Origin of the sequence: Sphingobacterium sp. B16(2022) (genome assembly GCF_012030425.1) — a bacterium.
GTDB classification, from domain to species: domain Bacteria; phylum Bacteroidota; class Bacteroidia; order Sphingobacteriales; family Sphingobacteriaceae; genus Sphingobacterium; species Sphingobacterium anhuiense.
The window spans coordinates 568,323-582,035 of the sequence record NZ_JAAUVN010000003.1; the positions used below are offsets into that span (position 1 = coordinate 568,323).

The following is a 13,713-nucleotide window of genomic DNA, read 5'->3' on the forward strand; positions in this document are numbered from 1 at the left end:
TTCTTATTGCTCTAACAATGCATATTTTTTCAACCAGCCTTTTACATCTTCCAATCCTTCCAAGGTCATGAGGTTTGTAAAAATAAAAGGTCTTTCGCCACGCATGCGTAAGGTGTCCTGACGCATCACTTCCAGATCGGCATGTACATAAGGAGCCAGATCGATTTTATTAATGATCAATAAGTCGGAACGTGTAATACCCGGACCGCCTTTACGGGGCATCTTTTCTCCTTCACCTACATCGATGACGAAAATACTGACATCAGCAAGGTCTGGGCTAAAAGTAGAAGTCAGATTATCGCCTCCACTCTCCACAAAGATCAGTTCCGTATCCGGAAAACGGGTGGCCAGTTCCTCCACTGCTTCAATATTCATCGATGCATCTTCACGGATCGCGGTATGCGGACAACCGCCTGTTTCCACTCCGATAATACGTTCTGCCGGAAGAGCCGAATTTTTTTGAAGAAATTGCGCATCTTCACGCGTATAGATGTCATTTGTCACAACACATATGCTGTAATCAGTAGACATCGATCTTACCAGTCGTTCAATCAAGGCAGTTTTACCAGACCCTACAGGTCCGCCTACGCCTACCTTGACGTAGTTTCTTGTTTCCATATGATTATGAAATATAAATTCGTGTATATAATTTTTCGTGCTGCATACAGCGTATATCTTGCGCCACGCAGCAATTACCGATAAGCCCCTCATCCATATTCGGTTGCTCAGCAACCAAACGGTTAATTAAAGGCTGAAGTTTAAAAAGAATCTGTTGTGCATCCATCTGACTGATCGGAACAAGTTTCGCACAGTTGGTCATCATACCGTTAAGTGCATTATAGTAAAATGCACTGAGCGCATCCTGATAGCTTATTTTTAACGCCTGCGCATACATGGCGAATGCTAACGCATAATGACCATGCAGCTCATTGCTGCTGATCGACTGCAGGTAATTAGAACAGCGTTTTACAGGATGTAGTTTTTCCGTCAATTTCAAAAAGCGAATTCCAAGTTTCTTACTGGCTTCCCTTATTTCATAAGGCGCTTTTAGCACCGTAACCAGTTCATCAAGCGCTGCGATTTTCTGCTTAGAAGCACGCTTCACGCAGAGTGTCCAGGCCTTTGAAAAAAAAGCGGCGTCATTATAATAAAAATTATGCTCCAACATGGTTCTTGCATATTCTTCGGCAGATTTGCTATCCTTTACAATATCTTTTGTAATGTAGGTTTCCAATCCATATGAATGCGTAAATCCTCCAATAGGAAATACCGAGTCATTGATCTGCAACAGCGTTAATAATGGATTCATATGCTTGTTATAGTCCTAGTTTTATTTTCATTTTTCCTGAAGTATACTGATGGATCACCAGAGTACTCGTTTTTTCTATCACCCGCGTTTCGATCGTCGGCTCTAGCCCCCTACGGCAGAGCAGATCAAACAAAGGTTTTTCAAATGCTGTTATGACTTCTTGCCGATCGTTGATAAAAACGGGAACATGTCGATTTCCGATTTCAAAACAAGCGTAGGCCATCTGCTTTGGGCCATTTGCTCGAAATACAAGACAAGAACAGGGCAATATCTTGACCGCAATACAAAAACCAGCCTTTTCATCACGGTAGAGTACATCACCATCCGACAGTTGCCGGGAGGATAAATTTTTGAAACCGATTTCACGTCCCCCTACCGTAATTGCCCGAATGATTTTTTTTGTGGTGTCGAACCATTCCAACTGAAGGAAGTCCACCTCCAGTTGGAAGGATCCGCTAGCGATATTGCCCAAGATTGTTCTTGCCAGTAGCATAAATCCGATTTTCTTTAAAATAAGAAGAAACGTTGTGCCATTGGCACTTCATGTAGAGGTTCGCAGATGGCCAAAACACCATCTACCGACACTTCGTAAGTTTCTGGATTCACCTCGATGTTTGGTGTTGCATCATTATGCACCATATCTTTTTTACGTACTGTACGGCAACCTTCTACCGGTAGACTCACACGTGACAAGTTTAATTTCGCGATGTTGCCATTTTCCAAAGAAACTTTGGAAACAAAGTTGAAACACAACTTCTGTAATGCTTTACCGTGCACTCCAAACATCGGGCGGTATAAAACGGGTTGCGGTGTAGGGATAGACGCATTGATATCACCCATTTTAGCACCTACAATCATACCCCCTTTAATGATCATTTCTGGCTTCACACCAAACATTGCAGGTTTCCATAATATCAAATCGGCAATCTTACCCGGTTCAACAGAACCGATATATTGATCGATACCATGCGCTTTAGCAGGATTGATCGTATATTTAGAAACGTAACGCTTCACACGGAAGTTATCGTTGTCTTTTCCTTTATCTTCCGCTAATGCACCACGCTGAATTTTCATCTTGTGTGCCGTCTGGAAAGTACGTGAAATTACCTCACCTACACGTCCCATCGCCTGGCTATCTGAACTCATAATCGAGAACACCCCCATATCCTGCAAAATATCTTCTGCCGCAATACTCTGTGGACGGATACGTGAATCGGCAAACGCCACATCTTCCTTCACGTTTTTATCCAAGTGATGACAAACCATCAACATATCCAAATGTTCTTCTACCGTATTTACTGTAAAAGGTTTTGTTGGATTGGTCGATGCTGGTAAAATATTAGGATACATCGCAATTTTGATGATATCCGGCGCGTGACCACCGCCCGCTCCTTCCGTGTGGAAGGTATGGATCACACGGCCATCAATAGCCGCAACTGTATCTTCTAAGAATCCCGCCTCGTTCAGCGTATCCGTATGGATGGCAACTTGCACATCGTATTTATCCGCAACAGTAAGCGCGGCATCAATTGTCGCTGGAGTAGCACCCCAATCTTCGTGAATTTTCACCCCCAGTGCACCCGCTTCAATTTGTTCAATAATAGGTCCAGTAGTCGATATATTACCTTTACCAAAAAAACCTACGTTGATCGGCAAGTTTTCAAAAGCTTCAAACATACGCTCCATATACCATTTACCAGAAGTCACCGTGGTTGCATTGGTACCATCAGCAGGACCGGTTCCACCACCAATAAAAGTGGTGACACCACTATAAAGTGCTGTTTCTACCTGTTGTGGTGAAATAAAGTGGATGTGTGTATCAATACCACCTGCAGTTAAGATATGTCCCGCACCTCCATGCACCTCTGTAGACCCGCCGATCACCATGCCTTTGGTAATACCATCTTGAACATCCGGGTTACCCGCTTTACCTATACCCACGATCTTACCGTCTTTAATACCGATATCACCTTTCACAATACCCCAGTGATCGATGATAATTACATTGGTGATACAGAAATCCAATACATCTTCATCGCGCATCGCACGGGCAGATTGGCCCATACCATCACGGATTGTTTTACCGCCACCAAATTTATTTTCTTCACCATAAACACCAAAATCTTTCTCGATTTCAATGAAAAGCTCTGTATCTGCCAAACGGACCTTATCGCCCGTCGTTGGGCCAAATAATGCAGCATATTTATCACGAGGGATATAAAGCTCCCCATCTATATACTTAACCGACGATTTATCTAAACCCAGTTTATCTAAACCAAGAGCGTCAAGTCCTACAATCGAACCTAAAGTACCCATTCCGACTACTTTAATCCACTCTCTTCTATTCCAACCTGCCATAACTATTTCGAATCTTTAAATTCCAATTTTTTCGCTTTCTCCAGTGCGGCTTTCTTAACCTTTGGATCGGTATATTTACCGTTGGTCAAGCCATTAAACCCGTGGATCTCTTTATTACCTCCTATTTCGACCAAGATCACTTTCTTTTGTTCTCCGGGCTCAAAACGTACCGCTGTACTCGCTGGGATATTTAAACGCATTCCAAAACTTTCCTCACGGTCAAAAGACAACATTTTATTCACTTCAAAAAAATGATAATGAGAGCCAACCTGAATCGGGCGGTCACCTACATTTTTCACGGTAACACTTGTCGTTTTATAGCCGACATTCGCTTTTATTTCTCCTTTTTTAAGGATATATTCTCCTGGTATCATATCGTATACGCTATTAAATTAACGGATTGGGTTGTGAACCGTAACCAATTTCGTTCCGTCCGGAAAGGTTACTTCAATTTGTACATCGTGAATCATTTCCGGAACACCTTCCATCACCTGGGAACGCTTCAATAATGTCGTACCATACTGCATCAGTGATGCCACAGACTTACCGTCACGTGCTTCTTCCATAATCTGTCCGCTGATGTAAGCGATACATTCCGGATAGTTTAATTTTACCCCTCTTTTTAATCGCTTGGCAGCAAGTTCCCCTGCCAAGTGGAGCAAGAGCTTCTCTGTTTCTCTCGGTGTTAAATGCATATTGATTGATTTAAATTCAAAGCTTTTTATTAATAAAAACATCTTGGATATGTTCAATTACAGTAAGCATAGCATTACCTATCACCTGAACCCACCCTATCGATGTGTAAAAAATTTATAGTGCCGGTATCGTAAAATAAGTTCCTAATGTAAGGCGGTTAAACTGTTGTTGAGCGCGGTCAAACTGACGATCAAAAGACACCGTATTGCCGACGTAACCCAGATAAAACCGTAAATCCTGTTTTTTAAATGGTTTATGCTGTAAAGCCGCAAAATAGGTCCAGTTTTGACGGAAATTAGCATCAATGTCTGCATCCTTATCCATTCCAGCTGTTTCATATGCTCCTTTCAGAGCAAGCTCCCATTTATCCGTAAGCATTCGATCGTAACGGACCACAATAGACTTGTAAGTCACATCCTGAGCCAGCACACGATCGGAATTCGTACGCGCATAAAAGTCATTCATCGCAGCAGATGCGATCAAAGCATGATCTACCGCCAGATAACTATACTGCAGATCCAAATACAGCATGTCTTTATCTGTTTTAAATTTATTAGCCAAAGAGATCCCGTGATTGGTTTTATTTTGAGCAAACTGCGAAATATTATAAGACCACTTTGTACTGATCTTTTTATTCCAGAACGATCCGATCCAGGTAGCATAAGCCCCAATTGGTGTCTTAGACGCTTTCAAGTCACCCATTGCATAACCGTTTTTGGTATGCAGATCCACAAAACTATCGTTGATTGTATTATAAACCTGTACGTTTAGCGAGTGGTCAGGATTAGGCTCATACGAAAGCGTTCCCCCTACCACAAAAAGATTAAGAATACGGTCCACATAATCCGTGAACATAAATTCATAGATCGGATTATTTTCAAACTCGTAACTTCCGACCAAAGCACTTTGCTTTCCGGCAGTAACAGACCATTTATAATCCTTTCCAAATTTATATTTGATGTAAGCCATATCCAATGCCCGCGAAGCATTGTCCTGACTTGTAGGTGTAAACGGACGGTTTAAACGAAAACGAACACGATAAGAGAGTTGGTCATTATAATCACCGTGAAGCAAAATACGGGCTTCATCCAAATTAACTTTATTACTGCGCTCATTGTCGCCCATGGACTCAACATTTAATCCTGCGCGTAAAAGCACATCCAGTTTAAAAAGATCTGCACGGGCAGGTTCCTTGCTTTTCAAGGAGTCAGCCTCTTGTTCTATAAGCAATGCCGCAGGCCTCTCCTGTGCTGTGACCAGTAACGAGATAGCAGGGAAAAAAAATAACGTCGTCGCGATTAATGCTCTTATGTTCATGAGAATAACTTGTTTTTCAATAACAATGAAGATGCATGAGCATATGAAATGCTGCAGGATAACAGCGTACTCATGACATGTTCATTATCTGTACATTCCCACAAGTATATCACAAAGAGATAAAAATGTGATAAGAGCGAAATTAGAGCGAGATTAGAAAACTTAATCAATCTTTCCATTCGCTGTCTATACCCTCATTTTTCGACTATTTATTTGATTAAGAGCACAAATTGTTACAAAAAAGAGACAAAAATGTGTATAAATGCAGAATCCCGATAGCGTTGTTAGGCACTACCGGGATTCTATATTAGAAATTTCTTAATGAGGTTGCTTGAACTTACTTCAATTTATGCTTCACACCTTCGAAAGTCATTTTTACGGGATTAATGTAACCATTCGCATCAAATGTCATCACATCGATACAAGTTTCTCGTTCATTCGCACCCGTTTTTCCTAATGGCCTGCGGTGATACACGATATAATATTGATCTTTATTTGGTACCTTGATCACCGAATGATGTCCCGCCCCAGTTGCGATTGCAGGATCCTGTTCCAAAATGGTACCTATTCGTTTAAAGGGACCAAAAGGAGAATCCGCAATTGCGTAGGCTACCTTATAATTTGGAAGACCCCAACCTCCCTCAGACCACATAAAGTAGTATTTATTATTGCGAATAAACATAAACGGACCTTCTACATAATTTTCAGGAGTTACCTCCTTATAGATCGTTCCATCATCAAAAGGAACTAAACTTTTAAAATCAGGGCTTAATTTGACCACATTACAATGTTGCCAGCCACCATAGAACATATAATATTGTCCATCTTTATCTTTAAAAACAAATTGATCAATAGGTTGTGCCCCATTCACAATATCATTAATTAACGGTTTCCCAAGCAGATCTTTATAAGGACCTTGCGGCTTGTCACCAACAGCTACGCCGATACCGCCAATTTCGCCTTTGTGTACATCATTCGCACCAAAAAATAAATAGTATTTCTTGTCTTTCTGAAAAACACTTGGTGCCCACATCGCTTTTTTAGCCCATTTTACTTCTGCCGTATCAATGATACGGTGATGTTTTTTCCAGGAGACAAAATCTTTTGATGAAAACGCATCAAAGAATATCTGATCTTCATATCGCGCAGAATAGGTCGGAAAAACCCAATACTCATTGTTATATATAATACCTTCAGGATCGGCATACCAACCTGGAAATACAGGATTTTGTTGCGCATAGACAGGTTGTGAAATGTAGAGGACGAAGCCTGCAAGGAAATAAAAAAATATTTTCATCATTAAAAGGTTTTAGTAGCCTTGAAAATAGGAAATATTAGTTAATATTCCAATTTATGGTCATACAAAATCTATCTAAAGAAAGATCATAATTTCGACAGAAATCCAAATCAACCTACTATGCTTCCCAAAGAATCAAAAAATATTCTTTGCGGTATGATGACTGACAAAGTCCTACTTTTTTTCATTTTCTCAAATGATCAAACCGATGTCGTCTCCTTTCCCACATTCCTATACACGAGCAAAGCTGCCGCCAAATCTTCAATTGCCAATCCCGCCGATTTAAATAAAGTGATTTCATCTGATGATGATCTTCCCATAATTTCACCGCAACAAAGTTCTTTGATATCACCTTTTATACTTGAAGGATCCAGTACACCGGTTGCAATGGGGATCGCAAGTTCTCCTGTCTCGTGGAGCGCTCCCGCGCGCGAATCCACAAAAATGCTACTTTTAAGAATGGCGCTATCATCTACTTCACGCGTTTTAGGCGTATGTGATCCAATCAGATCCAAGTGTGTTCCAACCTTAATCCATTCCCCGTTTATCAAAGGTTCATGACTAAGCGTCGCACAGGAGATCACATCTGCCCTACGCACAGCCTCTTCCAGCTTATCGGCATACGCAACATTAAGAAATCCCGCCTGCTGTAAGTTCAATACCAGATCTCCACCTTTCGATTCGTTTCTTGTCCAGATCAAAATTTGGTCATACGCACGCACAGCCGAATGCGCTTGCACAAGATGTTGCGCAACTTTCCCTCCTCCGACAATCAGTAAGATTTTTGAATCATCTCGAGCTAAATAAGAAGCCGCTAAAGCAGAAGTACAGGCTGTTCTTCGGGAAGTCAACCCTGCCGCATCCATCTGTGCCAAAGGTTTTCCAGTGACCGCATCCAACAACGTATACAAGGCATGAATAGCCGGGAGGTTTTTTCTGTGATTCTCGGGAGCGACAACAACCTGCTTGATTCCGATATAATTGTCCGTCCACGAAGGCATCAAAATAAGCGTATTTTCAATTCCCTCAGCATTTTGATAAAAGTGATGGTGCCGAACAGGCATCGTAAATGACGATTGAAAAATCTCGCGCAGCGCTTCGATCAATTTATCATATTTAAGTATAGCATCAATCGTTTCTTTATCAATAATTTTCATATGTTCAACAGCATTTGGTAAAACCATAAACATAACTAAAAATAAGGAAGTCCTATCCTTATAAACTACCTTTTCATGACCGTTTTTTACCCTAAGTGTCGCATGTGTTGACCAGACACATGCGACGCTTTGGATATATATCCACTCTCCATAATCTTTCACCTTAAATAAAGGAGATGATCAGGCCATATAATGCCCCCAAAAAGCCATCACGAACAGCATAGCTACAGCATTTTTGCATCAACTGTCGCACCCTTTAATTTAATCGCGTAAGGCCACTGCTCATCATTTTCATCTTTTCCATCCACAATATGAACCCTATGTTCCTGCGGAGCACCACTCACGACCAACCAGAGATATGCTGTATTTTCAGGAACTGAAAAATTAGCCTTTCCAGTCTTGGCATTCAAGACATCGCCATACACTCGCGTTCCATCTCCTTTTTGCGCAACAAAACCATAACGCCAGCCCGCATTTTCTAGATTGATAGACCGATACCCATCTACACCAGCTATACCTTTAAAATCCAGTCCCACAGTTGTTCCAGGTAAAAATGAGGCCAACTTGATACCATTATACCCGTAATTTTGTGGCGCATGGCTCGCCGCAATTTGCATCCAGCCATCTTCCGCAACTACTAATTTTGTTGTATGTTGATTGGCATAAGGTTTCGCAACTTCCAAGATGCGAGGTAGATCCCAGGTGATAAATTTTCTACTCGCATCAAAAATTTCATCATTAAATGCTTTTTGATCCGTATTCGTCAATCTTTTATATACCCTGACCGGATCTTCACCAGGAACTGCTTCACGCCATAGGCGTCCCATAAAGTCCGTCCCCCATTTTGCAGACCAATATTCTAGTATCTGTGCTGCATGATACATATTGGTTTCATGCAAGAATGCATAGTGCGTTTTCTCCATGTAGCTATTCAAATGATAATTTTCAAAGGTCATCCATTCAGGATAAACTTGCCACAGTAAGTATTGCGCAGTCATTTCAAAAATGGAATGTCCTTGACTCCCTTCTACGGGTGAGGAGAATGCCCAATTGCCATCACATTTGGCCAAATATTGAAAGCAATGTCCCATCTCATGGGCTACAGCACCAAAAGGCTTATGCTGAATACGAAGAGAAGAGGCCCACATGACACCGACAGAATCTGCCGCTCCACCGCCAAAAGCTGTTCCCTCATCACCTCCAATAACAAAGAAAAGCAGCTTATACTGGTCCGATAATGAATTACCGCGTTGCACCATTTTGGTCACATCGAGATAGTGGCTATAAAAACGTTCGCACTCCTGCAAAATAGCCTCAGGATCAAACCGCTTTGACGCTAGCGTATGGTCTTGTGGACGCTCTCCATATTCCTTCGCCCAAAATATGGCTATATTCTCAGATTCCATCTTTCGATGATGGCTAAATTCACTCTCCTTACTATTGTAATCATTGTTTTTTGGAACACGATATATCTGAGCAGGCAAGTAAAGTTCCTTTTCCTTGACAACCGGATCATGAGGTCGCGAACAAGCCTGATGTGCAAAAAGCACGCTCCCCATTAACACGAGGTAAAAAATTAATCTTGATTGCATTTTGTATCCTATTTTAATATATACTTTTTAAAAATGATCCAGTCGACAAAGCAACTGGATTTTTAGCTTTAAACCTGCTATATACGTATTTATAGTCCCGCCGTAGGCGGACCAGATGAATTTATAGCGGTCACATTTGTCAGTCTCTTGGCTTTGCTACCATCGTAAACTCTCCTATGCTATTAGTTTGCGCACTTATTTGCGTGGACAAATTTCTCAGCGTAGCTCCCCTCCATTACACTTCCCGAAACATCCCGAACGACGCCTGTTACCTGTTGAGCAAATAAATCAAACGAAAGGAGAACCACGAGGACTAATAAAATACCTGCGTTTTCACAAATTAATTAATTTGGTTAATAAAAATTAGTTGTTAATTAGATAGTCGAAGATAAAGTAGAATCAGGTCCAAATTCAATCCGAATTTAACCAATCACACTTCAATTGTGACCAAAAGTTCAGATTTAGCTTTATTTAACACAACAACTCTCCACATATACACAGCTATGTTGTTAATCCTGCACTTCATTTAAGTAAGATTATCTCTAAAGTAATCGCAAAATACACGGAACACCAAAATCAATGCAGGATTTATTCAAAGTGAACATAATTAAGAAGTCCAGACAGACCATATAAGAGTTAAATACTTTCTCATATCGAAAATTTTAAAATTTTTACAATTCTTTGAAGGAGACTAGTAGCTAAAAGTTCTTCGAAATATCAAAATCCGAGCACCTCTTGTTAAAATATGATCCAATTAAACTGCGTCAAGAGATTATTTTTGTTTAAACCAACTGTTACAAACAGACTATAAGTCCTTTAAATGTCTTTTTAACGAAAATTCATTAATGGGAATCACAAATTATCACCAAACAAATAAACAATTATGAAATTTCTAAAAGTATGGCTCAGTTGCTGTCTTGTGTTATTGGGTCTGGCAGGGACTGCACAACAAAACAAAACCCTTAATGCTATTGTACTTACGGATAACGGAAGTCCAATAGCGGGAGCTTCTATTCTGTTAAAAAAAACGGGGAAAGGTACCTCGACTAATCAAGACGGTAAATTTACCATTAGCTACAGCACAAGTGATACCTTGATAATTTCAAGTCTTAATTATACTTCAAAACAAGTGCACCTACATGGGCAAACCAATTTGCAGATCACTTTACAAGAAAAATCTCAACAAGTGGATGAAGTTGTTGTCGTTGGTTATGGTACGCAGCGAAAAGCTACGCTAACAGGTTCAGTCACACAGATTAATGCTAACGAAATTAACGAGAGTAAATCTCCTAATATTGCCAATTCATTGGCAGGACGTATGCCTGGACTTGTGGTCAATAACCGTAGTGGTGAACCAGGTGCTGATGGCTCTTCTATTCTAATAAGAGGATCAGGAACTACCGGAAATAATGCTCCTCTAATCGTGATAGACGGAGTGGCCAACAGAGGTGGCTTTGAAAGATTAAATCCAACAGATATAGAAAGTATCACGGTTTTAAAAGATGCGTCCGCAGCTATATATGGAGCGCAAGCGGCCAATGGTGTCATCCTGGTCACGACAAAAAGAGGGGGTACAGGAAAGCCTACCATTAATTATGCGGGGTCTTTTGGTCTTTCTGAACCAACACGTGTCCCTAAATTGGTCAATTCTTACGATTATGCTTTATTTAGAAATGAAAAAGATATCCGTCAAGGTCAGGGGAATGTGACTTATACACCGGAACAAATTCAAAAATTCAAAGACCAATCCGATCCCATCAGTTATCCCAATACGGATTGGTATAGTGAAGTGCTAAAACCATTAACTCCGCAAACCCAACATTCACTTTCCATTTCGGGAGGGTCAGAAAAAATAAAATATTTCGTATCGGGAGCATACCTCTATCAAGATGCATTTTATAAAAAAAGTGCAACAAATTATAATCAGTACAATCTGCGTTCTAATATTGACGCACAGATCACGGACAATTTCAAATTAGGTTTAGATATCGTTGGCCGAAAAGAAGATCGCAATAATCCACCCACTGGAGCAGATGGTATTTTCCTATCCATATTAGGGTCCTATCCTGGATTAGCGCCATTTTATCCAAACGGACTTCCTGTTGCAGGTATCGAAGGTCCAAACCCACTACAGATGGCTCAAGGATATAACGGATACTTAAGAAAAAGAAATAATAGCATACAGACGACAATCAACGGAGAGCTTAAGCTTCCTTATATTACCAAAGGTCTTTCGCTACTGGGGTTTGCTGCATTTGACTTCACATTTTACAATGAAAAATCATTTACCAAACCTTTTGACCTATACCGCTATAACAGTACAACCGACACGTACAATAATGTGCGAACCCTCCTATTGGGAGATCCTAGTATTTCGCAAAGCTATGGCGATAGTAATTTAAAAACCTTTCACCTACGACTCAATTATAACCGTCAATTTGGTCAACATGACGTAAGTGCATTTGTGGCTGCTGAACAAAGTGATTACTACAATGAAGGTATTTTTGCAAACAGACAAGGTTTAGTGAGTAGTCAAATCGACCAACTTTTTGCTTTTTTCTATGACGTGACCAGACAAGGCAATGGAAGCACTGCTGATCAAAATGCCCGACGCAATTACTTCGGTCGTCTCAATTACGCTTACGCAAATAAATATCTTGCGGAATTTGTCTTCCGTCGTGATGGATCATTTAATTTTCCTCCAGGAAGACAATATGGCAATTTTCCGGGCCTTTCTCTAGGATGGCGTTTAGGTGAAGAAAAATTCATCAAAGATAATTTCTCTTTTGTCACCGAACTTAAATTAAGAGCATCCATAAGCCGTTTAGGAAATGACCGCATTAATCAATACCAATTTCTAACCCGTTATACGGTAGCACAGGATTACAACCGCTATTATCTTGGTGATGGTGAAAATCCGGGTTATGCACCAGGATTAATGCCTGGCGTAGCACCTAACCCAAATATCACATGGGAAGTAGAGGAAATGAAAAATGTGGCATTAGAAGGATCTTTTTTCAATAATAAACTTGATTTTTCAGCAGAATACTTTTGGGCAAAAAGAGATCACTTACTTGCTAAAAGAAATGTATCAGTACCCCATACCACCGGACTTCAATTACCGGATGAAAATATCGGCCGGGTAGACCGAAAAGGGATCGAACTAACCTTAGGTACAAAAGGATCGATTCAAGATTTCAAATATTTTGTTAACGCAAACATGACTCGAACCTGGAGTAAAATCGTTTTTATCGATGAATCACCAAATGTCTTAGAATGGCAAAAACAACAGGGATATCAATTGGGATCTTGGTTGGTATACCGTACAGACGGTTTATTTCGTACGCAGGAAGAACTCGATAATACCACCGCCAAACTCCCAGGAAGCCAAGTTGGAGACATCCGATACCTGGATATCAACAATGATGGTGTCATCAATGCGAATGATCAGGAACGAATCTACGAGTCCCCTACACCATTATTGGTTTATGGATTACGGATGGGCGGAAGCTATAAAAACCTAAGCTTTAGCATGCTATGGCAAGGACAGGCCAAAGCCAAGCAGATCATCCTGCCTCAAGCCAACAATGGCGAGTTTATCCCGCCTCAATGGTTATACGAAGATCGTTGGACACCCGAAAATCCCAATGCGAAATATCCGGGAGCTTTTGATCGGACATATAATATCAATAACAGAGCTTCCGATTTTTGGTTACAGGACATGTCCTTTTTCAAACTTAAAACAGTAGAAGTTGGCTATACCTTTTCAGGAGAAAAGCTGGAGAAATCTGGCATTAAAAATCTTCGCTTATACCTCAATGGTTTTAACATGTTTAGTTTTGATAAGGTGAAGCACTATGACCCAGAAACAGTTTCTTACACCGGTGCTTATTATCCACAAACAAGAATTTATACCGTCGGTGTCAATCTGAGCTTTTAGGCCAGTATTATGATCACTTAAAAACAGCACAATTCTTTAAAAATAGA

General features: G+C 40.6%; 10 protein-coding genes and 1 pseudogene. 1 reads left to right on the forward strand and 10 read right to left on the reverse strand.

The window, feature by feature from the left end; all coding sequences use genetic code 11:
- Nucleotides 1-3: 3 nt before the first annotated feature.
- The 10 genes and pseudogenes from ureG to HCX49_RS16935 form a co-directional block, all read right to left on the reverse strand.
- The gene (gene ureG / locus HCX49_RS16890) at nucleotides 4-618 is read right to left on the reverse strand and encodes an urease accessory protein UreG (RefSeq protein WP_132840731.1); all 615 of its coding nucleotides are present in this window, start codon (nucleotides 616-618) and stop codon (nucleotides 4-6) included.
- A gap of 4 nt (nucleotides 619-622) precedes the next feature.
- Nucleotides 623-1,309 carry an urease accessory protein UreF gene (locus tag HCX49_RS16895; protein WP_168127706.1) on the reverse strand — a complete coding sequence of 229 codons (687 nt, stop codon included), beginning with the start codon at nucleotides 1,307-1,309 and terminating at the stop codon, nucleotides 623-625.
- 7 nt (nucleotides 1,310-1,316) lie between these two features.
- The gene (locus HCX49_RS16900) at nucleotides 1,317-1,802 is read right to left on the reverse strand and encodes an urease accessory protein UreE (RefSeq protein WP_132840729.1); all 486 of its coding nucleotides are present in this window, start codon (nucleotides 1,800-1,802) and stop codon (nucleotides 1,317-1,319) included.
- A 14-nt stretch (nucleotides 1,803-1,816) separates the two neighbouring features.
- Nucleotides 1,817-3,667, reverse strand: coding sequence for an urease subunit alpha (gene ureC / locus HCX49_RS16905; protein WP_132769597.1), 1,851 nt, complete (start codon nucleotides 3,665-3,667; stop codon nucleotides 1,817-1,819).
- Between the two features lie 77 nt (nucleotides 3,668-3,744).
- Nucleotides 3,745-4,041: pseudogene (gene ureB / locus HCX49_RS25595) on the reverse strand (urease subunit beta); the annotation flags it as partial.
- A gap of 18 nt (nucleotides 4,042-4,059) precedes the next feature.
- Nucleotides 4,060-4,362 carry an urease subunit gamma gene (gene ureA, locus HCX49_RS25600; protein ID WP_132769601.1) on the reverse strand — a complete coding sequence of 101 codons (303 nt, stop codon included), beginning with the start codon at nucleotides 4,360-4,362 and terminating at the stop codon, nucleotides 4,060-4,062.
- Nucleotides 4,363-4,477: 115 nt separating this feature from the next.
- Nucleotides 4,478-5,680 carry a porin gene (locus HCX49_RS16920; protein WP_168127708.1) on the reverse strand — a complete coding sequence of 401 codons (1,203 nt, stop codon included), beginning with the start codon at nucleotides 5,678-5,680 and terminating at the stop codon, nucleotides 4,478-4,480.
- A 337-nt stretch (nucleotides 5,681-6,017) separates the two neighbouring features.
- Complete coding sequence (locus HCX49_RS16925; RefSeq protein WP_168127709.1) at nucleotides 6,018-6,980, reverse strand: glycoside hydrolase family 43 protein; 963 nt, start codon at nucleotides 6,978-6,980, stop codon at nucleotides 6,018-6,020.
- A gap of 197 nt (nucleotides 6,981-7,177) precedes the next feature.
- On the reverse strand, nucleotides 7,178-8,296 hold the full coding sequence (locus HCX49_RS16930; RefSeq protein WP_206368562.1) for an ornithine cyclodeaminase family protein: 1,119 nt from the start codon (nucleotides 8,294-8,296) through the stop codon (nucleotides 7,178-7,180).
- Between the two features lie 62 nt (nucleotides 8,297-8,358).
- A complete protein-coding gene (locus HCX49_RS16935) occupies nucleotides 8,359-9,726 on the reverse strand; it encodes a DUF6055 domain-containing protein (protein WP_168127710.1) in 1,368 nt (455 codons plus the stop codon).
- 883 nt (nucleotides 9,727-10,609) lie between these two features.
- Between HCX49_RS16935 and HCX49_RS16940 the strand changes: the two genes are divergently transcribed.
- Complete coding sequence (locus tag HCX49_RS16940; RefSeq protein ID WP_168127711.1) at nucleotides 10,610-13,666, forward strand: SusC/RagA family TonB-linked outer membrane protein; 3,057 nt, start codon at nucleotides 10,610-10,612, stop codon at nucleotides 13,664-13,666.
- Nucleotides 13,667-13,713 lie beyond the last annotated feature (47 nt).

Bases quoted from the DNA above. Each gene is read 5' to 3' on its own strand.
- ureG (WP_132840731.1), bottom strand. From the start codon at position 618: ATGGAAACAAGAAACTACGTCAAGGTAGGCGTAGGCGGACCTGTAGGG.
- HCX49_RS16895 (WP_168127706.1), bottom strand. From the start codon at position 1,309: ATGAATCCATTATTAACGCTGTTGCAGATCAATGACTCGGTATTTCCT.
- HCX49_RS16900 (WP_132840729.1), bottom strand. From the start codon at position 1,802: ATGCTACTGGCAAGAACAATCTTGGGCAATATCGCTAGCGGATCCTTC.
- ureC (WP_132769597.1), bottom strand. From the start codon at position 3,667: ATGGCAGGTTGGAATAGAAGAGAGTGGATTAAAGTAGTCGGAATGGGT.
- ureA (WP_132769601.1), bottom strand. From the start codon at position 4,362: ATGCATTTAACACCGAGAGAAACAGAGAAGCTCTTGCTCCACTTGGCA.
- HCX49_RS16920 (WP_168127708.1), bottom strand. From the start codon at position 5,680: ATGAACATAAGAGCATTAATCGCGACGACGTTATTTTTTTTCCCTGCT.
- HCX49_RS16925 (WP_168127709.1), bottom strand. From the start codon at position 6,980: ATGATGAAAATATTTTTTTATTTCCTTGCAGGCTTCGTCCTCTACATT.
- HCX49_RS16935 (WP_168127710.1), bottom strand. From the start codon at position 9,726: ATGCAATCAAGATTAATTTTTTACCTCGTGTTAATGGGGAGCGTGCTT.
- HCX49_RS16940 (WP_168127711.1), top strand. From the start codon at position 10,610: ATGAAATTTCTAAAAGTATGGCTCAGTTGCTGTCTTGTGTTATTGGGT.